The organism is Rhizobium sp. S163, from assembly GCF_030380805.1.
Lineage (GTDB): Bacteria > Pseudomonadota > Alphaproteobacteria > Rhizobiales > Rhizobiaceae > Rhizobium.
In genome coordinates, this window is sequence record NZ_JAUDSA010000006.1 from 127,494 (window position 1) to 150,253 (window position 22,760).

Annotated in this window: 21 protein-coding genes; 10 read left to right on the forward strand and 11 right to left on the reverse strand. The window is 60.9% G+C overall.

All coding sequences use genetic code 11. The features are described from left to right. Positions 1-34: 34 nt before the first annotated feature. The 3 genes from QTL96_RS08370 to QTL96_RS08380 all read right to left on the reverse strand — a co-directional run bounded on the left by QTL96_RS08370 (position 35) and on the right by QTL96_RS08380 (position 3,667). Positions 35-1,951, reverse strand: coding sequence for a nucleoside-diphosphate sugar epimerase/dehydratase (locus tag QTL96_RS08370; RefSeq protein WP_113200358.1), 1,917 nt, complete (start codon positions 1,949-1,951; stop codon positions 35-37). Positions 1,952-2,032: 81 nt separating this feature from the next. Further along, the gene (locus tag QTL96_RS08375) at positions 2,033-2,848 is read right to left on the reverse strand and encodes a glycosyltransferase family 25 protein (protein WP_112941995.1); all 816 of its coding nucleotides are present in this window, start codon (positions 2,846-2,848) and stop codon (positions 2,033-2,035) included. Positions 2,849-3,199: 351 nt separating this feature from the next. Continuing rightward, positions 3,200-3,667 carry an Lrp/AsnC family transcriptional regulator gene (locus tag QTL96_RS08380; protein WP_289727386.1) on the reverse strand — a complete coding sequence of 156 codons (468 nt, stop codon included), beginning with the start codon at positions 3,665-3,667 and terminating at the stop codon, positions 3,200-3,202. Between the two features lie 130 nt (positions 3,668-3,797). On the opposite strand from QTL96_RS08380, the gene alr reads away from it, so the two are divergent. The 8 genes from alr to lpdA all read left to right on the forward strand — a co-directional run bounded on the left by alr (position 3,798) and on the right by lpdA (position 13,862). Further along, positions 3,798-4,916, forward strand: coding sequence for an alanine racemase (alr, locus tag QTL96_RS08385; protein WP_354669122.1), 1,119 nt, complete (start codon positions 3,798-3,800; stop codon positions 4,914-4,916). 28 nt (positions 4,917-4,944) lie between these two features. After that, the gene (locus QTL96_RS08390) at positions 4,945-6,222 is read left to right on the forward strand and encodes a D-amino acid dehydrogenase (protein ID WP_289727388.1); all 1,278 of its coding nucleotides are present in this window, start codon (positions 4,945-4,947) and stop codon (positions 6,220-6,222) included. Between the two features lie 328 nt (positions 6,223-6,550). After that, complete coding sequence (locus QTL96_RS08395) at positions 6,551-7,738, forward strand: acetyl-CoA C-acyltransferase (RefSeq protein ID WP_289727389.1); 1,188 nt, start codon at positions 6,551-6,553, stop codon at positions 7,736-7,738. Positions 7,739-7,759: 21 nt separating this feature from the next. Beyond that, a complete protein-coding gene (locus tag QTL96_RS08400; RefSeq protein ID WP_289727390.1) occupies positions 7,760-8,887 on the forward strand; it encodes an acyl-CoA dehydrogenase family protein in 1,128 nt (375 codons plus the stop codon). 62 nt (positions 8,888-8,949) lie between these two features. Then, the gene (locus QTL96_RS08405) at positions 8,950-10,182 is read left to right on the forward strand and encodes a thiamine pyrophosphate-dependent enzyme (protein WP_289727391.1); all 1,233 of its coding nucleotides are present in this window, start codon (positions 8,950-8,952) and stop codon (positions 10,180-10,182) included. A 1-nt stretch (position 10,183) separates the two neighbouring features. Beyond that, on the forward strand, positions 10,184-11,197 hold the full coding sequence (locus QTL96_RS08410; RefSeq protein WP_289727392.1) for an alpha-ketoacid dehydrogenase subunit beta: 1,014 nt from the start codon (positions 10,184-10,186) through the stop codon (positions 11,195-11,197). Positions 11,198-11,199: 2 nt separating this feature from the next. Continuing rightward, positions 11,200-12,459 (forward strand): dihydrolipoamide acetyltransferase family protein, encoded by a 1,260-nt coding sequence (locus QTL96_RS08415; protein ID WP_289727393.1) that lies wholly within the window; start codon positions 11,200-11,202, stop codon positions 12,457-12,459. A 5-nt stretch (positions 12,460-12,464) separates the two neighbouring features. Then, on the forward strand, positions 12,465-13,862 hold the full coding sequence (gene lpdA, locus QTL96_RS08420; protein WP_289727394.1) for a dihydrolipoyl dehydrogenase: 1,398 nt from the start codon (positions 12,465-12,467) through the stop codon (positions 13,860-13,862). A gap of 42 nt (positions 13,863-13,904) precedes the next feature. Here lpdA and recX read toward each other — a convergent pair whose 3' ends face one another. From recX to QTL96_RS08450, 6 genes are all read right to left on the reverse strand, one after another. Beyond that, positions 13,905-14,456, reverse strand: coding sequence for a recombination regulator RecX (gene recX / locus QTL96_RS08425; protein ID WP_289727395.1), 552 nt, complete (start codon positions 14,454-14,456; stop codon positions 13,905-13,907). A 99-nt stretch (positions 14,457-14,555) separates the two neighbouring features. Then, a complete protein-coding gene (locus QTL96_RS08430) occupies positions 14,556-14,771 on the reverse strand; it encodes a hypothetical protein (protein WP_112819013.1) in 216 nt (71 codons plus the stop codon). Between the two features lie 139 nt (positions 14,772-14,910). Next, positions 14,911-15,753, reverse strand: a complete 843-nt coding sequence (locus QTL96_RS08435) for an ABC transporter permease subunit (RefSeq protein WP_112819012.1) — start codon at positions 15,751-15,753, stop codon at positions 14,911-14,913. A 2-nt stretch (positions 15,754-15,755) separates the two neighbouring features. Beyond that, the gene (locus QTL96_RS08440; RefSeq protein WP_289727396.1) at positions 15,756-16,634 is read right to left on the reverse strand and encodes an ABC transporter permease subunit; all 879 of its coding nucleotides are present in this window, start codon (positions 16,632-16,634) and stop codon (positions 15,756-15,758) included. Beyond that, positions 16,631-17,713, reverse strand: a complete 1,083-nt coding sequence (locus QTL96_RS08445) for an ABC transporter ATP-binding protein (protein WP_289727397.1) — start codon at positions 17,711-17,713, stop codon at positions 16,631-16,633. Before QTL96_RS08445 ends, QTL96_RS08440 begins: the two co-directional genes overlap by 4 nt. Positions 17,714-17,781: 68 nt before the next feature. Further along, on the reverse strand, positions 17,782-18,957 hold the full coding sequence (locus QTL96_RS08450; protein ID WP_112819009.1) for an extracellular solute-binding protein: 1,176 nt from the start codon (positions 18,955-18,957) through the stop codon (positions 17,782-17,784). Between the two features lie 211 nt (positions 18,958-19,168). Here QTL96_RS08450 and QTL96_RS08455 point away from each other — a divergent pair, with 211 nt between their 5' ends. Together QTL96_RS08455 and uxuA are read left to right on the forward strand one after the other, a co-directional pair. After that, positions 19,169-19,891, forward strand: coding sequence for a GntR family transcriptional regulator (locus tag QTL96_RS08455; RefSeq protein WP_289727398.1), 723 nt, complete (start codon positions 19,169-19,171; stop codon positions 19,889-19,891). Positions 19,892-19,933: 42 nt separating this feature from the next. Next, positions 19,934-21,121, forward strand: coding sequence for a mannonate dehydratase (gene uxuA, locus QTL96_RS08460; protein ID WP_289727399.1), 1,188 nt, complete (start codon positions 19,934-19,936; stop codon positions 21,119-21,121). 18 nt (positions 21,122-21,139) lie between these two features. Here uxuA and QTL96_RS08465 read toward each other — a convergent pair whose 3' ends face one another. After that, a complete protein-coding gene (locus tag QTL96_RS08465) occupies positions 21,140-21,907 on the reverse strand; it encodes an SDR family oxidoreductase (RefSeq protein ID WP_289727400.1) in 768 nt (255 codons plus the stop codon). A 79-nt stretch (positions 21,908-21,986) separates the two neighbouring features. Next, entirely contained in the window at positions 21,987-22,760 is a 774-nt protein-coding gene (locus QTL96_RS08470) for a FadR/GntR family transcriptional regulator (RefSeq protein WP_183794274.1), read from the reverse strand.

Genomic DNA, 22,760 nt, shown 5'->3' on the forward strand with positions numbered 1-22,760 from the left:
CAGCGCAGCAGGCATATCGGCAAGACGAAGGCCCTCACCTGGAAACCTCCTGCCTGAGGGCAACGAGATCCACGACGCGCTCCATGGGACTGTATCCCGGCACCAGATCGCTCAAAGCTTCCTTCAGACGCCTTGCATCGCCATCGCGTGCAAGCTGCGCGAGCGCGTCGAGCTTTCCGGACAGTTGCGACCAGCCAAGGAAGAGTTCGCGCGCGCGCCGGATCTTCGGGTGGTCCGTGACTTCGGGATTGTCGTTGATCAGCAGCTCCTCGTAGAGCTTCTCGCCGGGACGCAGACCGGTTGTTACAATCGCGATGTCGCCGCCCGGATTCAGATCGTCCTGAACCGTCAGCCCGGAGAGTTCGACCATACGGCGCGCAAGATCGATGATCTTGACCGGCTCGCCCATGTCGAGCAGGTAGACATCTCCGCCCGATGCCATCGCACCAGCCTGGATGACGAGCTGGGCGGCTTCGGGAACGGTCATGAAGAAGCGTGTGATCTCCTCATGCGTCAGCGTGATCGGGCCACCGCGGCTGATCTGCTGGCGAAAGAGCGGCACGACGGATCCCGATGAACCCAGGACATTGCCGAAGCGCACCATGGAAAAGGTCGTGTTCCCGTGCTCCTCGGAAAGCGCCTGCAGGATCATTTCGGCCAGGCGCTTCGTCGCACCCATCACATTGGTCGGCCGCACCGCCTTGTCCGTGCTGACAAGGATCATGCGCTCGACGCCGGCGGCGAGAGCTGCCCTGGAGACCGTAAGCGTACCAAAGACGTTCGTCTTGACGCCTTCGGCAGGGTTTTGCTCGACCAGCGGCACGTGCTTGTAGGCGGCCGCATGATAGACGGTCGCAGGCTTCCATGTCTGGATGATCGTGCTGATGCGGTGCTCATCGCACACGTCGGCAAGCAGCGGGACGATCGGAAATGGCGGTTCTGCATCTTCGCCGGCAAGCTCGCCCTGAAGTGAGTAGATGCCGAACTCGTTCTGGTCCAGAAGCAGAAGCGCCTTGGGACGCAGTTTGGCGATCTCGCGGCACAGCTGGCTGCCGATGGAGCCTGCAGCACCGGTGACCAGGACAATGCGGTCGGCGACGTTTTGCTCCAGCAAGGCGGTGTTCGGCAACACCGCGGTACGGCCCAACAGGTCCTCGACATCGAGGTCCTGGAGGTCGGTCAGCTGCGCCTGCCCGGTTGCCAATGCACTGATATCGGGGACGGTGCGAACGGCAACGCGTGCCGAACGCAAGCGTTCGATGATCTCGTTGCGCCGGCCCCGCTCGATCTGTGGCAAGGCCAGAAGAACGGTCTTGACTTCGAGATCCGCGCACACCTTCTCGATGTTTTGAGGGCTATAGATCTTCACCCCGTTGAGCGACATTCCTTTTAGGCCGCGATCATCATCAAGAAAGCCCACGACCTTGAACTCGGCCGAATGGCCCAAGGCGCTGACCAGCTGTCGCCCCTGCGAGCCGGCGCCGTAGACCAGGGTCCGGATCGGCGCGGCCTCGCCGAGAATTTCGCTATAGGCATCGTAGAGAAAGTAGCGTGCCACGAAGCGCGAAAGGCCAACGGCGAGCAACAGCAGCATCGGCTGCAATATGCCGACAGTTCGAGGGATCGTCGGCACGCTGATGACCGTGAAGATCACCATGTAGACGGCGCCATAGATCAGCACGCACTTGATGACTGTCGAAAAGGCGGCCCAGCCCATGAAACGGAAGATGGCGCGGTAAAGACCGAAGGTGATGAACAACGGCAGCGCGATGACGAGCGATACCGGGATCGTCCAGAACTGCACACCCGTGAGCAGGTACCAGTCGTTGAAGCGGAAGCAGAATGCAATCCAAACCGTTATGATGCATAGACAGGCATCAAAAAGCAGCGCGATGACGCGCTTGGCTGGCCGGGGCAAGGCAAGAACCTGCTGCACGTAATTGTCAAACATGGCGCTGGCTCGATTGTGACGGGTTTGGCAATAGCGGCCGACATTGGATGCTACGGCAAAAACTGGCTCGGAGAAAATGGCTCATGAAACTGCGTACCGTACACGGCGAAGGAGTTCCAGCGTGCGCCAGACATGAGTTGGAATTTTGCGAAGCCCGCGCAGCTTCACTGATCGATACCGCGCGCGATCGGCGATCTGGCTCTCCTTGGAGCGAACCGACAGGGAGATCAGATCGTGTTTGAGGGTGTAGACTTCAACGCCGGTTGCCCAACCGCGTTCCAGCGCTATGTCGAACGGGCATGTAATGACCTTGAGAGCGTCGACGAGTTTTTGCGCGCCCGCTCGGGTCACGAGATAGCATGCCGCCGACCCCTGTGGTCCGAACAGGCATTTACCGACGATATCGCCGTCGACGGATCGGGCAACGGGTCGAAACCAGACGACACGATGGTTCAATAATTTCAGCACGTCAGCAAATGGCGCAGCCTTATGTGCGCTATAGCCACGAGAAACGAGGTCGCCGCTGAGGTTGACGTCGTCTTCCATAATGATTGCGCACTCCGCCGCGCTTTCGACAAACGCTTCAAGCGCCTTTAGATGGGCGAGATAGCAACCATATTCCTGCGGCAGCATCGGACGGCCATTGCGGCGAACAAAACCGGCTCGGTCGTAGTCTCGCCATTGCGCGGTGCTCGCCGCATCAATCTCGACGCCTGCGATACGCTGCACATCAAGGCCGAATTCTTCAGCCTGGCTCTTTATATGCTGCCAGCGGTCGATGGAGCGATCGAGATTGATGACGTAGGACACGATTTGCAGCCGAGACAAGGTCTCGCCTGTTGCGGATCGGCGCGTTTGGTCGTCAGCTGCGCTGTCAGTCTGCTGGCGTTCACGCACAGTGGTCTCCTGGGGCATCCATCGGGCGCCAAACTTGCTATAGGTTTCTCGCTGGACACACGTCTTTGCCAACCGCGAAAGCCATTAATATGTATGCGCGGCGTGTGCAAGGATCTACCCAAACGAGCAAAGCGTTTTCACACGAGAGTGGCTCAGGAGCCCGACTACAGCCACCTGCCAAATTAGACGGCATCTTTTCACATGATGGCAAATCAGCCACCTATCGACAAAAGCTTCAGTTGTTTTCGCATTCGACCACACTACGGGGTCGCAATTTTCCTCCCCCAACTCTTGCGAATTGGCCTTTGGCCCATCACGCCGGTGCCGCGCCTGCGCTGCAACCTGAAGGCATCATCCCGATGAGCTCCTTCTTGGTCCCCGCTTCAACACGTCCCTGATAGAGAAGCTCGAATGGATACGTGCGACGCCAGGCAAAGTCGATAAGATATCCTTGTGGATCCGCTCAAAATCGCGCGCACTTTCGACCTCGACCTTGAGAATATAATCCGAACCGCCCGTCATCAGGAAGCACTCCTGGATCTCTGGATAACGGCGGATGGCCGCCTCGAACCTGTTCAGGTGTTCCTCGGTCTGTCGATCGAGCGTGATATTGACGATCACTGCAAGCGCATCGTCGCTGTCGGAGGTACCGATCAGGGCCGTGTACCCCCTGATATGGCCGGATTTTTCCAGTCTTGCGATCCGTCGAAGACATGCTGATGGAGAAAGACCGACTTCGGCTGCAAGTGCTGTGTAGGCGATGCGCGCATTCAATCTGAGTTGCCGGACAATGTTACGATCGATCGCATCCAAGATCATGCGCAATAATTCCTCTTTTGACGCTCGATAATTTCGCAATCATTGACCGATTGCAATATCGCAATGCTGATCACCAGGAAATTGCTCGATTGTTTCGCTATCTTCATGGCAACAATCAAAGGGGATCATGATGGACGCTGCCATCGCAAATACTCTCAGTGAGCGCGCGTTGTCCGGTCTTCTCACGATCGACCTTAGCGCGCTTGCGGCGAATTACCGGCTCCTCGCAAACCAAGTCGCGCCATCGATTTGCGGCGCTGTCGTCAAGGCGGATGCTTATGGCCTGGGAGCCGATCGCGTCGCCGGGGCACTGGCTATCGAAGGGTGCCACCACTTCTTCGTGGCACACCTCGTCGAAGCCAGAAACCTCAAGCGATATTTGCCAGCGGATGCCAAGCTCTTTGTTCTGAATGGGATCATGCCCGGTGGTGAAGAGTTTGCGGCTGCAAACGGGATCATTCCGGTTCTCAACTCGATGGCGCAGCTTCATAACTGGTCTCTCGCCGCCGAACGGCGCGGTGCACCCCTGTCTGCCGTGCTTCAGTTCGATACCGGCATGTCGCGCCTCGGCCTGAGCTTGGACGATGCATCGGTTCTTGCGCAAGGCCCTACATTGCTGCGCAATATCGACGTGCAATTCATCATGAGCCACCTGGCCAGCGCGGATGAGAGTGACAACCCGCAGAACGCCGCGCAGCTTGCCGTCATGCAGGGTCTCGCGGCCCGCTTTCCGCAGGCCAAGCTGTGCTTTGCCAATTCAGGCGGCATTCTCCTCAGCTCTGACTTTCGTGGCGACATGGTGCGGCCGGGGATCGCGCTCTATGGCGGCGCGGCAAGCGATCGCATTGCCAATCCGATGAAGCCGGTTGTTCAACTGAGCGTCCGCGTCGTCCAGACGCACACCGTGCCTGAAGGCGCGCTGGTTGGCTATGCCGGCACTTACCGGGCCCCGTCGGAGATGCGGCTTGCGACGCTCGCCGCTGGCTATGCCGATGGTTTGCCGAGAAGTCTCAGCGGGCGTGGCGCCGCCTATTTCGCTGGCCAGCGCCTGCCGATCGTTGGCCGCGTGTCCATGGATAGCATGACGATCGACATTTCATCTCTTCCAGCAGATGCGATTGGTCTCGGCAGCCTCGTGGAATTGATCGGCGCCGATCAAAGCCTTGAGGACATCGCGCGCGATGCCGGCACGATTTCGTATGAGATACTCACGGGGCTTGGCCAGCGCTACCATCGCCAATACATCTGATAAAAAAGCATACATAAGAGGGGCAAGCATGAAAGTCACAGTTCTCGGCGCCGGCGTCATCGGTGTCACCAGCGCCTACTATCTGGCCAAGGCGGGACATCAGGTCACCGTTATCGATCGCCAGTCCGGCCCGGCTCTCGAAACCAGCTTCGCCAATGCTGGCGAGGTGTCCTTTGGATACTGCTCGCCGTGGGCAGCGCCGGGTATTCCGCAGAAGGCGCTGAAGTGGCTGTTCATGGAACATGCGCCTTTGGTCCTCCGTCCGAAGGTGGACTACGCGATGATCTCCTGGATGATCAGGATGCTCGCCAACTGCACATCCGAGCGCTACGCGATCAACAAGTCGCGTATGCTGCGCCTTGCCGATTACAGCCGCCTGTCGCTCGCCGAGCTGCGCGCCGAAACCGATATCGCCTATGACGAGCGCATGCAGGGAACGCTGCAGCTCTTCCGCACGCAGGCGCAACTCGACGCATCGGCCAAGGATGTGAAGGCGCTGGCGGCTGACGGCATTCCTTACGAAGTGCTGGACCGCGAGGGCTGCATCCGTATGGAACCGGCGTTGCGCCACGTCAGCGACAAGATCGTCGGCGGCCTGCTGACACCCAAGGACGAGACCGGCGATTGCTTCAAATTCACCAATGCGCTCGCCGCCAAGTGCGTTTCGATGGGCGTCACCTTCGACTATGGACGCCAGATCAAGGGCCTCGTGATCGAGGCGGGACAGGCCAAGGGTGTCGTCACCGATACCGGCACCGTCTTCTCCGATGCCGTCGTCGTGGCGCTCGGCAGTTTTTCGCCGCTGCTGTTGAAGCCATTCGGGATCAAGCTCCCCGTTTATCCGGTAAAGGGCTATTCCCTGACCATCCCGATCACCGATGCATCGCGTGCGCCTGAGTCCACGGTGATGGACGAAACCTACAAGATTGCCATCACGCGCTTGGGCGACCGTATCCGGGTCGGCGGCATGGCGGAGATTTCCGGCTATACGAACGACCTCGGCCCCGCGCGCCGGAGAACCCTGGAGCATTCCGTCAGCGATCTCTTCCCCGGCGGCGATCTGAAGGCCGCCAATTATTGGTCCGGGCTGCGGCCGATGACGCCGGATGGCACGCCCGTCATCGGCGCGACCAACATCCGTAATCTGTTCGTCAACACCGGCCACGGCACGCTCGGCTGGACCATGAGCACCGGCTCCGCACGGGTGCTGACGGATGTCGTCGGTGGCCGAAAGGCAGATATCGACGTCAGCGACCTGTCGCTCGCCCGATACGGCCGAGAAAAGGGCGGAATCGCGGGACGATAATGCTGGATCCGAGGCTCAACCCGTTCCAACAGCGCGGCTGAGCCGCGCCGCAACGATCGGTCTGACCCAGCCATTCGTCCGGCAACTTCGTTGCCCGCTGCCGATAAACATCGCAACAATTTGCCATCGCTTTCAACGAAGAGCGCGCATAGACTTTGCGTTATCTTGATTGCCTGACGTGCTGCTGGAGGTTGATGCGGCGAAGTGCAATTCACGAGATGATGCATGGGAGGAGAACCGTGCAGCTTGACGACGTTTGGTCTTCTCGGGGCCAAGTTCGTTATGGCCTACGGTACAGCCCGATGCCGGCTTCGAGGAGGAGGTCGCGATGACGATGCAGGATCCGATTGTGATCACAGGCGCCGCACGCACGCCAATCGGTGGCTTTCAGGGAGCCTTCGCCTCCCTGGCCGCACCGCAGCTGGGAGGACCGGCAATCGCAGCGGCGTTCTCGCAAAGCCAAGTCCCGGCTGAGTGTGTCGATGAGATCATCATGGGCTGCGTCCTTGCGGCTGGCCAGGGACAGGCACCGGCCCGACAGGCGGCGATTGGCGCCGGCCTCCCCTTCTCTACCGCCGCCAGCACCGTCAACAAGATGTGCGGCTCCGGCATGAAAGCCGTGATGATCGGCCATGATCTGCTCGCCGCCGGCAGCGCTTCGGTGGTGATCGCGGGCGGCATGGAAAGCATGACGAATGCGCCCTATCTACTTGATCGCGCTCGTGGCGGCTATCGGCTCGGTCATGGGCGCGTAGTCGATCATATGTTCCTCGATGGGCTCGAGGATGCCTATGAGAAGGGGCGCTTGATGGGGACATTCGCGGAAGACTGCGCCGAAGCCTACCAATTCACGCGCGAGGCGCAGGACGCCTATGCCATTACGTCCCTCACGCGGGCACAGAAGGCGATAGAGGCTGGCTATTTCGATCGCGAGATCGTGCCGGTTTCGGTCATGTCAGGCAAAACCGAAGCGACAATCCGTAACGACGAGCAGCCGGGCAAGGCCAGCATCGACAAGATCCCGAGGCTGAAGCCGGCTTTCCGTGAGGGCGGCACGGTGACGGCAGCCAATGCGAGCTCGATTTCCGACGGAGCTGCCGCGCTGGTGCTGATGCGCCGCTCGCGGGCCGACCAACACGACATCGCACCGCGCGCGACCATTGTCGGGCACGCCACACATTCCCAGGCACCCGGCGAATTCGCCACGGCGCCGATCGGCGCGTTGAGAAAGCTCTTTGAGCGCACCGGATGGCAGCTATCGAATGTCGATCTGTTTGAGATCAACGAAGCCTTCGCCGTCGTGCCGATGGCCGCCATGCGTGATCTCGATATCCCCCACGACAAGGTCAACGTCCACGGCGGCGCTTGCGCACTGGGCCATCCGATCGGCGCGTCCGGAGCCCGTGTCATCGTTACGCTGCTTGCGGCGCTGGAGCGATACGGGATGAAGCGCGGGATGGCGACGCTGTGCATCGGTGGCGGCGAAGCGACCGCCATCGCCATAGAGCGTCAGTGAGCGCAGAAGGGAGGTGCGCTGATGATCTTGTCCGACACGCAGAGCCAAATCCGGGACGTCGCGCGCGATTTTGCACGCGAAAGACTGGCACCCGGGGCCGCCGAGCGGGACCGCACACACAGCTTCCCGCGCGACGAACTGAAGGAGATGGGTGAACTCGGCCTTCTCGGCATGCTGGTGCCGGAGGCCTATGGCGGCTCCGACACGGGAACGGTTGCCTACGCCGCCGCGCTCGAAGAGATCGCCGCCGGCGACGGCCCCTGCTCGACAATCATGAGCGTCCATAGCTCCGTCGGCTGCGTTCCCATCCTCAAATTCGGAAACGAAGAGCAGAAACAGCGTTTCCTGCCCAAGCTTGCCAGCGGCGAGTGGATCGGTGGCTTTGCGCTGACAGAGCCGCAAGCCGGCTCGGATGCCTCCAATTTGCGCACCCGCGCGCGACGAGATGGCGATCACTACGTGCTTGATGGCGCCAAGCAGTTCATCACCTCGGGCAAAAACGGTCAGGTGATCATCGTCTTCGCAGTGACGGACGCGGCGGCAGGCAAGAAGGGCATCACCGCTTTTATTGTGCCGACCGATACACCAGGATACGAGGTCATTCGCGTCGAGCACAAGCTGGGCCTGCATGCCTCCGACACCTGCCAGATCGCCTTCAACGACATGCGCGTTGCCGCCGACCTTCGCCTCGGCGAGGAAGGCGATGGCTACAGGATCGCGCTTGCCAATCTCGAAGGCGGCCGGATCGGGATCGCGGCGCAGGCGGTCGGCATGGCGCGCGCGGCCTATGAGGCAGCGCGCGACTACGCCCGCGAGCGGACGGCGTTCGGCAAGCCGATCGTCGAGCATCAGGCCTTAGCCTTTCGCCTCGCCGACATGGCAACACAGATCGAGGCTGCGCGGCAGTTGGTGTTTCACGCGGCAAGCCTACGCGAGGCGGGTCTGCCCTGCCTTTCAGAGGCATCGATGGCCAAGCTCTTTGCGTCGGAAATGGCCGAGCGCGTCTGTTCCGACGCGATCCAGATCCACGGCGGATACGGCTATATGAGCGATTACCCCGTCGAGCGCATATACCGGGATGTCCGCATTTGCCAGATCTACGAGGGAACGAGTGACGTGCAGCGCATGGTGATCGCCCGCAATCTATAGGGAGAATACGCCGCGTTGCCCCTGAGGAGAGGATCGACGCGAGCGGAGGAGGAACACAGGAAATGCCAGACAGTCAACGACTGAGCCTCTACGTCCCCGAACCCGCCGTCCGCCCTGGCGGTCAGCCCGATTTCTCCAACGTCAAGATCGCCAAGGCAGGCGCCGTGCCGCGCCCGGAGGTGGATGTCGCGTCCGAAGACATTCGCGATCTCGCTTACTCGATCATCCGCGTGCTTAACCAGCAGGGCGAAGCTGTCGGTCCCTGGGCAGGGTTGCTCTCGGACGAGGCGCTTTTGACCGGGTTGCGCAATATGATGAAGCTGCGCGCCTTCGACGCACGCATGCTGATGGCGCAGCGCCAGGGCAAGACGTCCTTTTACATGCAGCATCTTGGTGAAGAGGCGGTTAGTTGCGCCGTGCGCAAGGCGCTGAACAAGGGGGACATGAACTTCCCGACCTATCGGCAGGCAGGCCTCCTCATCGCCGACGACTATCCAATGGTCGAGATGATGAACCAGATTTTCTCCAACGAGAACGATCCCCTGCGGGGACGGCAATTGCCGATCATGTACTCCTCCAAGGAGCACGGCTTCTTCACCATCTCGGGCAACCTTGCCACCCAGTATGTCCAGGCAGTCGGCTGGGCGATGGCGTCTGCGATCAAGAACGACAAGCGCATCGCCGCCGCCTGGATCGGTGACGGTTCGACCGCGGAATCCGATTTTCACTCGGCGCTCGTTTTCGCCTCGACCTACAGGGCGCCGGTGATCTTGAACATCGTCAACAATCAGTGGGCCATCTCCACATTCCAGGGTATTGCGCGCGGCGGTTCCGGCACGTTTGCTGCCCGGGGCTTGGGCTTTGGCATCCCGGCGCTGCGCGTCGATGGCAACGATTATCTGGCCGTCTATGCGGTCGCCCGATGGGCGGCGGAGCGGGCGCGACGCAACCTTGGCCCGACACTGATCGAATATGTCACCTATCGGGTCGGCGCCCACTCGACCTCCGACGATCCAAGCGCTTACCGCCCGAAAACCGAGTCCGACGCATGGCCGCTTGGAGATCCCGTGCTGCGGCTGAAGAAGCATCTTATTCTCAAGGGCGTCTGGTCCGAGGAGCGTCACGTTCAGGCCGAGGCCGAGATCCTGGACGAGGTGATCGATGCGCAAAAGCGCGCCGAGGAACACGGAACGCTGCATGCAGGCGGCAAGCCTTCGGTGCGCGATATTTTCGAGGGCGTCTATGCCGAGATGCCGCCGCATATCCGCCGCCAGCGGCAGAAAGCGGGGTATTGATATGGCGCGCATGACCATGATCGAGGCGGTGCGCAGCGCCATGGATGTCTCGATGGCCCGAGACGATGACGTCGTCGTGTTCGGCGAGGATGTTGGCTATTTCGGCGGTGTGTTCCGGTGCACGCAGGGGCTTCAGGCGAAATACGGCAAAACCCGCTGTTTCGACACCCCGATCAGCGAATCCGGCATCGTCGGCACGGCGATCGGCATGGCGGCTTATGGGCTAAAGCCCTGTGTCGAGATCCAGTTTGCCGATTACATGTATCCGGCCTACGACCAGATTACACAGGAAGCGGCACGCATTCGCTATCGATCGAATGGTGACTTCACATGTCCGATCGTCCTCAGAATGCCGACGGGCGGCGGGATATTCGGCGGGCAGACGCATAGTCAGAGCCCGGAAGCGCTGTTTACACATGTGTGCGGCCTGAAGGTGGTCGTTCCCTCCAACCCCTACGACGCCAAGGGGCTGCTCATCGCCGCGATCGAGGATCCGGACCCGGTGATGTTCCTAGAGCCAAAGCGCCTTTATAACGGTCCATTCGACGGCCATCACGAGCGCCCGGTTACGCCATGGTCGAAGCACGAACTGGGTGAAGTGCCCGAAGACCACTATGTCATCCCGATCGGCAAGGCGGAGATCCGTCGCGCTGGAAGCGGGGTCACTGTCATAGCCTACGGTACGATGGTGCATGTGGCGCTCGCAGCCGTCGAAGATACCGGTGTCGATGCCGAGGTCGTCGACCTGCGAAGCCTATTGCCGCTCGATCTCGATACCATCGTTCAATCCGTATCGAAGACCGGCCGTTGCGTTGTGGTCCACGAGGCAACGCTGACCTCGGGCTTCGGAGCCGAAATTGCAGCGCTGATCCAGGAACATTGCTTCTACCATCTGGAGGCGCCGATCGTGCGTGTCGCAGGCTGGGATACGCCCTATCCGCACGCGCAAGAGTGGGACTATTTCCCCGGCCCCGCGCGCGTCGGACGGGCACTTGGCGAAGTCATGGAGGCGTGAGGATGGGCGAGTTCACGATCAAGATGCCTGGTGTCGGAGAAGGCGTGGCCGAGGCGGAGCTGGTGGAGTGGCATGTGAAGGCTGGCGATCCGGTTCGCGAGGACATGGTGATCGCAGCTGTGATGACCGACAAGGCAACAGTCGAGATCCCCTCACCGGTCAATGGCACGGTGACCTGGCTGGGTGCGGAAGTGGGCGACACCGTGGCTGTGAAGGCACCGTTGGTGAGGATAGAGACAGACGGCAAGGGTGGAGACGATGCGAAGGCACCCGATCAGTCAGCGCCGCTTGTGGCAAAGACCCAGTCCGGCGCCGAGGAAGCACCCGCTCGGCTGCAGCCCCCGCGTGCAAAGCCATTGCCGTCCCCGACACCAAGTCTCGCGCCACAAGAAAAGCCGCTGGCGTCGCCTTCCGTGCGCCTGTTCGCACTCGAAAGCGGGGTCGATCTCCGGCAAGTGCCACCGACCCGTTCGGACGGGCGCATCCAGCGAGAAGATGTCGAGCATTATCTCGCGCGTGGTGGGTCTTCCCTCGCCGCCCCTGCCCCGTTCGCCAGGAATAGCTCGACCGAAGAGGTCAAACTGACCGGCATGCGGCGGCGGATCGCCGAGAAGATGTCGCTTTCCACCTCGCGCATCCCGCATATCACCTATGTCGAGGAAATCGACATGACGGCGCTGGAGGATCTGCGGGCGACGATGAACAGGGACCGCAAGCCGGAGCATCCGAAACTGACGATCCTTCCCTTCCTGATGCGGGCGATCGTCAAGGCCGTCGCCGATCAGCCGGATATAAACGCCACCTTCAACGACGATGCCGGCATCCTCACTCGCTCCGGCGGCGTTCACGTCGGCATCGCGGCGCAGACGCCGGCGGGCCTTGTGGTGCCGGTGGTGCGCCACGCTGAGGCCCGCACGATCTGGGACTGCGCCGGCGAGATGGCGCGCTTGGCGGAGGCGGCGCGCAATGGAACCGCGACGCGTGACGAACTCAAGGGTTCAACCATCACCATCAGCTCGCTGGGCGCACTGGGAGGGATCGTCTCGACGCCTGTCATCAACCACCCGGAAGTCGCAATCATCGGCGTCAACAAGATCGCCACCCGCCCCGCCTGGGATGGAGCGCAATTCGTGCCGCGCAAGATGATGAACCTTTCCTCCAGCTTCGACCATCGCATCATCGACGGCTGGGATGCCGCGACCTTCATCCAGCGCATCCGCGTGCTGCTTGAGACGCCGGCGCTGATTTTCATCGAAGGCTGAGGGCCATGAAAGAGATCATCTGCAAATTGCTGGTCATCGGCGCTGGGCCCGGCGGCTACGTCTGCGCAATCCGCGCCGGTCAGTTGGGCATCGACACGGTGATCGTCGAAATGGAAAAGCCTGGAGGCACCTGCCTCAATATCGGCTGCATTCCCTCCAAGGCGATCATCCATGCCGCCGACGAATTCGATGCCGCGCGGCGGATGGCGAGCGGTCAAGATCCACTTGGCATTCGTGCCGAAGGCGTGGCAATCGATCTCGCCAGGACGATCGCCTGGAAGGACGGGATTGTCAGGCGCCTCACTGGTGGCGTTGCCGCCTTGCTGCAGAAGGCAAGGGTGAAGCAGGTCCATGGCCGGGCGCGGTTTCGCGACGGAAAAACGGTGGAAGTCGAGACTGAGACCGGCGCACAGCTCATCCGCGCGGAGAATATCGTGATCGCGACGGGCTCCGAGCCGGTTGAGCTGCCGGGGCTTCCGTTCGGCGGACGGGTGATCTCCTCCACGGAGGCGCTGGCATTGCACAGTGTACCGGAAAGACTGGTGGTTGTCGGCGCCGGCTACATCGGCCTGGAACTCGGCACGGCCTTCGCCAAGCTTGGCTCTTCGGTCATCATCGTCGAGGCAACGGGCCAGATCCTGCCGCAATATGACGCCGAACTCGTGCGGCCTGTAGCAAAGGCGCTGAAGGAGCGCGGCATCGAGCTTCATCTGGCGGCCAAGGCAAAGGTGCTGTCCGATGCCGGCGAAAGCCTGATCATCGAGCAAGCCGACGGCCGCGAGGTCAAGCTGTCGGCTGACAGGATACTCGTCACTGTCGGCCGCAGGCCACAAACATCAGGCGCGGGATTGGAGGAACTCGATCTCGATCGCGCCGGGCCATATCTACGCATTGACGACCGGTGCCGCACCTCGATGCGCGGTGTTTACGCCATTGGTGACATTACTGGCGAACCGATGCTTGCACACAGGGCGATGGCGCAGGGCGAGATGGTGGCAGAAATCATCGCCGGCCGGCCGCGAAGCTTCGACAAACGCTGCATTCCCGCCGTTTGCTTTACGGACCCAGAGATCGTCAGCGCCGGGCTGTCACCGGAAGAGGCCCGCGCGCAGGGTTACGAGGTCAGGCTTGGCCAGTTTCCGTTCTCCGCCAATGGCCGCGCCATGACCACACAATCCGAGGATGGCTTCGTGCGGGTGGTGGCGCGTGCCGACACCAATTTGGTCCTCGGCCTTCACGCGGTCGGCCGTGGCGTTTCCGAATTGTCGGCAGCATTTGCGCTTGCGATCGAAATGTGCGTCCGCCTCGAGGATATCGCCGGCACGATTCACGCGCATCCGACACGCAGCGAAGCAGTTCAGGAAGCGGCGCTGAAGGCGCTCGGCCACCCATTGCATTTGTAAGGCGCGCGGGCCGCGAACCGACATAACTGATGGCGCCATTGTCTACGATCGTCGCTCGTCGAGCAGTGTCTCGGCTTCTTCACGGCTCATGGCGAGGACCGAGCGTCCCAATTCGAAACCGAAGCCATTGCGGGCGAAGGCCGACATTTCCTTGTTATAGCGTTTTTCGTCGGCTTCCCCGCGCCGGAAGGGGCCGAAGGCGCGTTTGCGGGCGAAGTTGATCGCCGCCACGAGATCGTCGCTTCCCTCAAGCGCGATGACGGCGGTCTCGCGGTCTATGCCTTTGATCGCGAGCTTCTGGGCCATGATCCGCTTTGACCGGCCGCTGCGCACGCCGGAGCGCACGCTGATCTCGGCATAGGCGACATCATTCAATCCGCCCTGCTCGTAACCGAATTTCACCGCGAGATCGGCGAGCGCCCTCACCTGGGCTTGCGATATATCCTCGAATTTCTGTTTGGCCTTGCGCGAAATCGCATCGGACAACTGCTTTTCAGTCATCATCTGCCGGCCGAGGCGATAGATGGTCGAGTTGCGCGCCCAGCTTTGCATCCGGTTGGTGGGTGTATCAGATTGGTTGTCTTCGTCGGCCATGGGTTTCCGGATCGCATCCAGAATCGCCTGGCGCAGGACTAAGGCTCCAGTTAAAGCCATCCGGCCGGAATTTCCAGCACTCGACTGGCACATCCCGCCTCAGGCGACATGCAAGACTTCCGCTGACATAAGCAGAAGGAAGGTATCGTCATCCAGCCGCTCGGCGATCTCGCCGGTGTCAGTAACGTAATCGGTGCGCGGGCTTGCTCCGACATCAAGCGCCAAACGCGATGTCAGGATCTGTTCGATAACAACATAATGCGCGCCGGAACTGCTCTCACAGTGAAAGCGGTTGGTCTCTTTGTACTGCGCCATGATCAACTTCCTCAAGAAATGACCGTCACGCCGTCAATACTTGGCCGCCCATTGCCGATAGTCAAGAACACACGCCCTACCCAATAAGTTTTCTGTTAACAGAAACTCCAGAGCGATGACGTGCTCCAGGCGCGTCCGTTCAGTGGGCGGACTGCTGTTTTGCCCTTGCGACGATTTGCGTCGGGTTGACGAACTGAAGCGCGATCACCAGCCAGAACAATGTCGTCACCATGTAGACAACGGCCATGGCGTCAATCGATTGGCCAGCCCTCACGCCAGAGGCAAAAACGGCATAATAGAGCGAGACCACGAGGGTCTGCGTGGTCGGGCCGGCAATCAGGAAGGTGAGCTCGAACATCGCTATCGTGCGAACCAGAACCAAAAGCAGTGCCGCCAGCATGCCTGGCAGAAGCAACGGCAGGAGAATGCGCACGAACAGGCTGGTGGTGCCTGCGCCAAAGACGCGGGCAGCGGCTTCGATGCGCGGATCGATCTGCTCAATGAAGGGGATCATCACCAGCACCACGAAGGGAAGCGACGGCACGACGTTGATGAGAACGACGCCCCAGAAGGTTCCACCCAGCCCCAGTTGATAGAGCACCGTCGCCAGCGGAATGCCGTAGGTAAGCGGTGGGATGAGCAGGGGGAGAAGGAAGAGTAGAATGACCAGCCGCTTGCCGGCGAACTCGCGACGTGCAAGGGCATAGGCGGTCGTCACGCCAAGAATACCGGAGATGATGACCACGGTGAAAACGATCTCGAAGGTAACGAGGACGACACTGGAAAGCTGAAATTCCTTCCAGGCGCTAAAATACCATTTGGTCGTCCAGCCAGCCGGCAGCCATGTACCGAGCCATCGTGTCGCAAACGAGTTGACGACGACGGCGGCGATGACGGCCAGGAGATTGAGGACGAAGAGTGTGGCCAGTGCCCATATGGCAAAACGCCAGATCTTCGAGGTGAGGCCTTGGTCGCGGATCATGGTCAGCCTTTCGTGCCGCCGGCGGGGCCGCGGTAAAAGAATGAGCGTGCGCCGAGAACGGCCAGCACGACAGCCAGTTCTACACCACCCATGATCAGCGCAATCGCAGAGCCCAGCGAGTGATCATACTGCTCGAACGCGGCCTGATAGGCAGCAATCGAAATGACACGGGTCGGGCCTGCCGGTGCACCGAGAAGCACGGCCGACGGGAACACGGCGAATGCCTGAACGAAGGCAAGGCAGAATGTCACAGCAAGACCCGGCACCAGCAGCGGGAGAAAGACCCGCACGAAACGCTGCCTTGGGCCAGCCCCGAGCGTTGCGGCTGCCTGCTCGATCGCTGGATCGATCCCGCTGATGTAAGAAAGGGTCAGAAGGAACGCGAAGGGAAAGCCGGTGATCAGCAGTGATGCGAATACCCCCCAGTAGTTGTTGGTCAGCTTGATCGGATTGTCGATGATGCCGATCATGAGAAGCGTGTGGTTGAACCAGCCGCGGGGTCCCAAAAATGTCAGCAACCCATCTGCGACGAAAACCGTGCCAAGCGTTATGGGCAGAACCAGAATGGTCGTCAGCAGACGCTGCCGGCGCATCAATCGCACACGAAAGGCAACAGGCACGGCGAAGGCGAGATTGATGATCGTCACCGGCAGGGCCAGCCAGAGTGTCGCACCGATGGTGTTGTACTGGAAGGGATCGCTGAAGAACTTGGCATAATTGGCGTACCAAGCGCCATCCTTGGGGGTGAGTGAATCCACGACGCCGTAAAAAAAAGGATAGACGAACAGCGCGATCATGAAGCCAAGGCCAGGCATGATCAGCATGGTGGTACCGTCAAAGCCTCTGGCGGCCAGCCGCGTTCGAAGCGATGGCGCGCTCATCGTGCGCTGTCTCCGAACAAAAGCGCCCTGCCCGCGATCGGCTTCAGCCGCGTCGGCGTTCCGCGCGCAAGCGCATCGTCAGCCCGGAAGTAGAGGTCGGAGCCGTCATCCGAGCGCGCCAGCCCGAAGAAGGCGCGGCCACGATACTCCATGCTTGAGACGGTCGCGGCAATCCCCTCGTCGGCGGCCACCAGATCCTCGGGTCGCACCGAGAGGATAGCGGCGTCGCCGGGCTTGAGCGGCGTGCGCATCGTCCCGGTGATACGCGCGCCGGCGACATCGATCTCCGCCTCCTCGCCGGAGACCGAGACGACCTTGCCGGGGACACGGGTCCGAAACCCCATGAAATCGGCAACCCCAACATTAACGGGCCGCTGATAAAGATCCTGTGGTGAGCCGATCTGCTCGATGTGTCCCTGGCTCATGACCACGATGCGGTCGGCCAGCGACAGCGCCTCGTCCTGGTCGTGCGTAACGTAAATCGTCGTCGAGCCGATCTGATCGTGGATGCCGCGGATTTCGGCGCGCATCTCCAGGCGTAGCTTGGCGTCGAGATTGGACAATGGCTCGTCCATGAGGACAACCGGCGGGCGGATGACGATGGCGCGCGCGATTGCCACGCGCTGCTGCTGACCGCCTGAAAGCTGCCCCGGAAGTTTGTCCGCCTGGCTTTCCAACCGCACCAGCGCCAGAGCGTCACTGATGCGCTTGTCGGCCTCCTGCCCCTTGATACCCTGCATGGTCAGACCAAAGCCGACATTCTTGCGCACACTCATATGTGGAAAGAGCGCGTAGCTTTGAAACACCATTCCGAACCCTCGGCGTTCGGGCTCGAGCTGGTCGATGCGGCTTCCGCCCAGACGGATCTCGCCGCCAGACAACCCCAAAAGGCCGGCGATGCAATTAAGCGCCGTAGACTTGCCGCAGCCTGACGGACCAAGCAGCGCCACGAATTCACCAGGCTCGATTGCAAGATCAATACCATCAAGCGCATTGTAGGCGCCGAAGGAGCGGCTGAGCCCATCGAGTTCAAGACGCGCAGTGCTGCGCGAAGAGACCTTATTCGCTACCGAGTTCAAACCACTCTCCGTGTCAGCATGGAAGTAGCCGGCCCGGCTGTTGCAGCCGGTGCCGGCAATGTCAGGGATCAGCCCTTCTTGGCGCCGATCTTTTCGTCCCAGATCCGGAATGCTTCAACGAGCTGCTTCGGCTCGAGCGGCACTTCCAGCGGATTGTTGGCGATCCAGTCGGCATATTCTGGACGGCCGAACTCCTTGATCGTGTCCTGGCTTTCCTGCGGCGCCATATCGATCGTAACGTCCTTGACGGCGGGACCCGGATAGAAATAGCCGGCGTCATAGGCGATCGCCTGCTGCTTTGGCTGCAAGATGTAATTCAAGACGTCGATCAGCACCGCGATCTTCTCGTCGGAGACGCCCTTGGGGATAACGGCGTAGTGCGCATCCGTCACCCAATGGAAGCCTTCCAGCTTCTGCACTTTCGCCTCAGCAGGAACAATGCCGAGCGCACGCGGATTGATGTCCCAGCCAGTGGTTGAAACAACGATGTCGCGCGTCCCCTCGCCAAGTTCCTTCATCACCTGACCGGTGCCGGTCGGGTAGTATTCGATATGCTCGCCGAGCGCTGAAAGATATTCCCAGGTCTTGTCCCAGCCCTTGACCGGATCACGAGGATCGCTGTCACCGAGCAAATAGGGCAACCCCATGAGGAAGGTGCGGCCGGGACCGGAATTGGCAGGGCGGGCGTAGATAAAACGGTTCTTGTTGGTCTTTGCCCATTCCAGCAATTCGGGTGCCGATTTCGGCGGATTGGCGACCTTGTCGGGCATGTATTCGATCAAGGGGCCGGAGGGATAATAGGTAATGACAATACCCTGGTCCTTGGCGAGCGCCTGCATCTTGAATGCCTGCGGTTGCAGGATCTTCTCGATATCAGGCAGGTCGGCCTTGTGCGCGGACAGATCCAGCCATAGCCCCTGGTCGAGACCCGCCGACAGCGCATCGGTGCCGGTCAGCACGAGATCAATATCGACCTTACCGGCTGCCTGCTGTGCCTTGATCTTGCCAGGCAATTCAGGAGCCGGCGCCTTGGTGAAGGCAAAGTTGGAAACCCAGTCGGCTTTCTCGGAGGCATAGGCCTCAAACATGCCTTGCGTCAGCGCCAGGTTGCCGGCGACGTCGGCGATTGTGATGGTCACGGGGCTTGCGGGCTTCTTGGCCTGCGCCCACACCTTGACCGGAAGCATGGTGGCAACAGCCGCACTTGCTGCGGTTGCGACGAATGTTCTGCGGGTAAATTTCATTCTGATTTCTCCTCCTCTTTTGGCTGCACGAGCACGATAATTCCGCGCACGTGCGTATCCTGATCCATTTATGCGGTCGGATTTTCTGGCCGTTCTTGTTTGGAACCTCCTGAATTTCTTGCCAGAAACACCGTTCCTCCGCGGTGGATCTTGGCAGCCATGTAGAATTGATATACTAGTATGCACAGTCAAGTCAACGTTGGGACTTTTCATGCAATCAGGCGCAGTCACCGCCACCCCTGACCTTTCGGCGCCGGCCGAACGGCCGGCAAAGCTTCGGCGCGTCACGACGGCGGACGCAATATTCGAACAGCTCTACAACGATATCGTGTCGCTCAAGATGCCGCCCGGGATCGCCTTGCAGGAAAAGCGTATCGCCGAGGATTTCGCGGTCAGCCGGACACCCGTTCGCGAAGCACTGCTCCGCTTGTCGGAAGGCGGGCTGGTCGATATTTACCCGCAGTCGGGCACCGTCGTGTCGCGCGTACCGGTTTCGGCGATCCCCGAGGCCGTCGTGGTGCGCAAGGCGCTGGAGGGAACGACGGTCGAGCGCGCAGCAGAGATCGCTTCGGCGTCTGATCTTGCTCGCCTCGATGCCATCATCATCCGCCAAAGAGCGCTTTCCATCCTGGGCGACACGTCGGGCTTCCACGAAGAGGATGAGGCTTTTCACGAGGCAATTGCGCAGGTCGCCGGCTATCCCGGGATCTGGAGCATCCTCAAATCTGTCAAGGTCCAGATCGACCGCGCTCGGCGGCTGACGTTGCCGGTGCTCGGCCGCATGGAGAATGTAGTCGGCGAGCACGCCGTCATCCGCGACGCAATCGCAGCTCATGACGTCGAGGCTGCACGCGCCGCAATGACCCATCATCTAAGTGCTGTCATCCCTGACGTGGCGGAACTGCGCACACGCTACCCCGACTATTTCTGCTGACGACGGCGACACCAAAACAAAAGGCATTGAAGGAGGAAACAGATGCGGCAAGGTTGGAGATGGTTCGGACCGGATGCGCCGGTGGACCTCGACGAGGTGAGACAGGCCGGAGCGACCAACATCGTGTCATCGCTGCACCAGGTGCCGATCGGCCGCGCCTGGACCGAGGCCGAGGTGCGCGAGCGCCAGGCGATGATCGAGACCACTCCACCGGGGCGTTCATCGCTTACATGGTCGGTGGTCGAGAGCATTCCCATTCCCGATGCCGTGAAGCGCAAGGGTGGGCAGGCGAAGGCCGAGATCGAGGCGTGGATCGCAAGCCTTGAAGCGGTCGCGGCCTGCAACATCCCGATCGTCTGCTACAATTTCATGCCTGTCGTCGACTGGACGCGCACCGACCTCGACCACGAGATCGACACCGGCGCGACGGCGATGCGGTTTGACCACGAGAAGTTCGCCGCCTTTGATCTCTTCATTCTTCAGCGCGACGGCGCCGATGCGGCCTATTCGGCGCAAGACAAGGCCCGCGCCCGCGCCGCCTTCGAGGCCATGTCTGAGGACGACATCGCCGATATCACCCGCAACATCACTTCGGCCTTGCCGGGATCGACCACCGAGCCGCTAACCATCCCGGAGTTTCGCGACCGTCTCGCCGCCTATGCCGGCATCGATGCCGGCCGCCTGCGCCAGCATCTGATCGAGTTTCTGGAGGCCGTGGCTCCAGTGGCGGAAGCCCGTGGCGTCAAGCTGACGCTTCATCCCGACGATCCGCCGCGCTCGCTGTTTGGCCTGCCGCGCATCGCGTCCACCGCCGAGGATTATGCGGCGCTGTTCAATGCGGTCGCGTCGCCAGCGAACGGCATGTGTTACTGCACCGGCAGTCTCGGCGTACGTGCTGACAACGACCTGCCCGCCATCGCACGGCGGTTTGCCTCGCGCATTCATTTCGCGCATTTGCGAGCGACCAAACGCGAAGGCGACGGCCGCAGCTTCCACGAAAGCGCGCATCTCGAAGGCGATGTCGACATGGTCGCCGTATTGAAGGAACTGGTCGCGGAAGACCGCAACCGCACGGTCAATGAGACGATCGTTTTCCGCTCGGACCATGGCCACCGCATGCTCGACGACCTCACCAAGACCACCACGCCTGGCTATCCGGCGATCGGTCGATTGAGAGGGCTTGCCGAGCTTCGCGGCATCCTGCACGCATTGGGCGCGCCGCCGACCTGACGGAAGCGCGACCACCTCTCACAAAGAGGTGGTGATGCCGCCATCGACATAAAGCGTATGGCCATTGACGAAAGAGGATGCCGGCGCTCCCAGAAACACAGCGGCGCCGATCAGTTCGTCAATGTTGCCCCAGCGCCCGGCGGGCGTGCGCTTTTCCAGCCACGCGGTGAATTCCGCGCTATCGACGAGCGCCTGATTGAGCGGCGTGTCGAAATAGCCAGGCGCGATAGCGTTTGCCTGCAGGCCGTGTTTGGCCCAATCGGCCGACATCCCGCGCGTCAGGTTCTTTACCGCGCCCTTGGTTGCCGTATAGGGTGCGATGCCCGGGCGAGCCAACTCACTTTGCACGGACGCGATGTTGATAATCTTGCCGTAGCCACGTGTAATCATGTGCGTTGCGACCGCCTGGCTGACGTAGAACACGCTGGAAATGTTTGTGCGCAGCAGCTGATCCCATTTGTCCGATGGAAACACATCAAGCGGCGCGCGAAACTGCATGCCGGCATTGTTGACGAGGATGTCAATCGGCCCGATATCACGCTCGATCGCATCGACGGCGCTCTTCACCTCGTCATGATCCGTGACATCGAAGGTTGAGACATGAACATCGTGTCCGGCTTCCGACAGACTGAGCGATGCCATGGCAAGCTTGCCTGCGTCGCGGCCGTTGATCACGACCGAAGCGCCATGTTCGGCCAGACCACGCGCTAAGGTCAACCCAATGCCTTGCGACGATCCCGTCACCAGTGCGCGCTTTCCTGTGAGGTCGAACAGCGGAAATGTCATGCCAAGTCTCCATGCAGCCTGATCCAGTCTACATGAGCGCGAAACGCTGTGGCAGCAAGCCACTCGATGCCTAAAAGCGTCAGAACGACAGATCGAGCGCCCTGCCCTCGAACAATCGATCTCGAGACCCTTCGAGATGCGACTGCATCAGGTCGCGCGCTTCCTCGGCCCGGCCCTCGGCAATCGCCTTGTAGATGGTGTTGTGCTCCTGGAAGACCTGTTCGAGCCCGGGTCTCGGTCCCAGCAAGGATAGCCCGTGGAGATGCATGCCAACTGCGATATGGGCTTTCAACGCATCGATCGAGGCTGTGTAATAGTGGTTGTTGGCGGCTTCAGTCACGGCGCGGTGGAAATTGAAGTCCGCATCGGTCCGGTGCAACTGATGACTTGTCGCTTCCCTGAGATCGGCAAGCGCCGAGGCGATCTTCTGGATCGCAGCCTCGTCGCGGCGCTTGGCCGCGAAATAGGCGGCGGCAGGCTCGATCGTAAGGCGAAATTCGTAGCAGCGCTGGATATCTGCGATCGTCTTGACCGGCGAATAGGAAAGATGCGTGGTTGGCGAACTGTTGGCGCTGACGAAGGTTCCGGCTCCCTGACGGGCATAGACCATGCCCTGATCGCGCAGCTTTGCCAACGCATCACGAACGATAGGCCGGGAAACGCCAAGCATGGACGCCAGCTCGTGCTCGCCCGGCAACCTTGAATCCGGCGGATAGTTTCCGGCACGAATACGCTCCTGCAACTGATCGAACACGCGGTCCACCAGTTTCATAGGCTTGCCGCGCTCCGGCTTCGGCGCCGGGGTTGCCGGCGCACCGTTTGCTTCATCCACGTCTATTCTCCCCGCCGGCAT

What these genes read in the sequence shown, in the direction of transcription:
- QTL96_RS08370 (WP_113200358.1), bottom strand. Translation starts at nt 1,951, where the DNA reads ATGTTTGACAATTACGTGCAGCAGGTTCTTGCCTTGCCCCGGCCAGCC.
- QTL96_RS08380 (WP_289727386.1), bottom strand. Translation starts at nt 3,667, where the DNA reads ATGATCTTGGATGCGATCGATCGTAACATTGTCCGGCAACTCAGATTG.
- alr (WP_354669122.1), top strand. Translation starts at nt 3,798, where the DNA reads ATGGACGCTGCCATCGCAAATACTCTCAGTGAGCGCGCGTTGTCCGGT.
- QTL96_RS08390 (WP_289727388.1), top strand. Translation starts at nt 4,945, where the DNA reads ATGAAAGTCACAGTTCTCGGCGCCGGCGTCATCGGTGTCACCAGCGCC.
- QTL96_RS08395 (WP_289727389.1), top strand. Translation starts at nt 6,551, where the DNA reads ATGACGATGCAGGATCCGATTGTGATCACAGGCGCCGCACGCACGCCA.
- QTL96_RS08400 (WP_289727390.1), top strand. Translation starts at nt 7,760, where the DNA reads ATGATCTTGTCCGACACGCAGAGCCAAATCCGGGACGTCGCGCGCGAT.
- QTL96_RS08405 (WP_289727391.1), top strand. Translation starts at nt 8,950, where the DNA reads ATGCCAGACAGTCAACGACTGAGCCTCTACGTCCCCGAACCCGCCGTC.
- QTL96_RS08410 (WP_289727392.1), top strand. Translation starts at nt 10,184, where the DNA reads ATGGCGCGCATGACCATGATCGAGGCGGTGCGCAGCGCCATGGATGTC.
- QTL96_RS08415 (WP_289727393.1), top strand. Translation starts at nt 11,200, where the DNA reads ATGGGCGAGTTCACGATCAAGATGCCTGGTGTCGGAGAAGGCGTGGCC.
- lpdA (WP_289727394.1), top strand. Translation starts at nt 12,465, where the DNA reads ATGAAAGAGATCATCTGCAAATTGCTGGTCATCGGCGCTGGGCCCGGC.
- recX (WP_289727395.1), bottom strand. Translation starts at nt 14,456, where the DNA reads ATGGCCGACGAAGACAACCAATCTGATACACCCACCAACCGGATGCAA.
- QTL96_RS08430 (WP_112819013.1), bottom strand. Translation starts at nt 14,771, where the DNA reads ATGGCGCAGTACAAAGAGACCAACCGCTTTCACTGTGAGAGCAGTTCC.
- QTL96_RS08435 (WP_112819012.1), bottom strand. Translation starts at nt 15,753, where the DNA reads ATGATCCGCGACCAAGGCCTCACCTCGAAGATCTGGCGTTTTGCCATA.
- QTL96_RS08440 (WP_289727396.1), bottom strand. Translation starts at nt 16,634, where the DNA reads ATGAGCGCGCCATCGCTTCGAACGCGGCTGGCCGCCAGAGGCTTTGAC.
- QTL96_RS08450 (WP_112819009.1), bottom strand. Translation starts at nt 18,957, where the DNA reads ATGAAATTTACCCGCAGAACATTCGTCGCAACCGCAGCAAGTGCGGCT.
- QTL96_RS08455 (WP_289727398.1), top strand. Translation starts at nt 19,169, where the DNA reads ATGCAATCAGGCGCAGTCACCGCCACCCCTGACCTTTCGGCGCCGGCC.
- uxuA (WP_289727399.1), top strand. Translation starts at nt 19,934, where the DNA reads ATGCGGCAAGGTTGGAGATGGTTCGGACCGGATGCGCCGGTGGACCTC.
- QTL96_RS08465 (WP_289727400.1), bottom strand. Translation starts at nt 21,907, where the DNA reads ATGACATTTCCGCTGTTCGACCTCACAGGAAAGCGCGCACTGGTGACG.
- QTL96_RS08470 (WP_183794274.1), bottom strand. Translation starts at nt 22,760, where the DNA reads ATGCCGGCGGGGAGAATAGACGTGGATGAAGCAAACGGTGCGCCGGCA.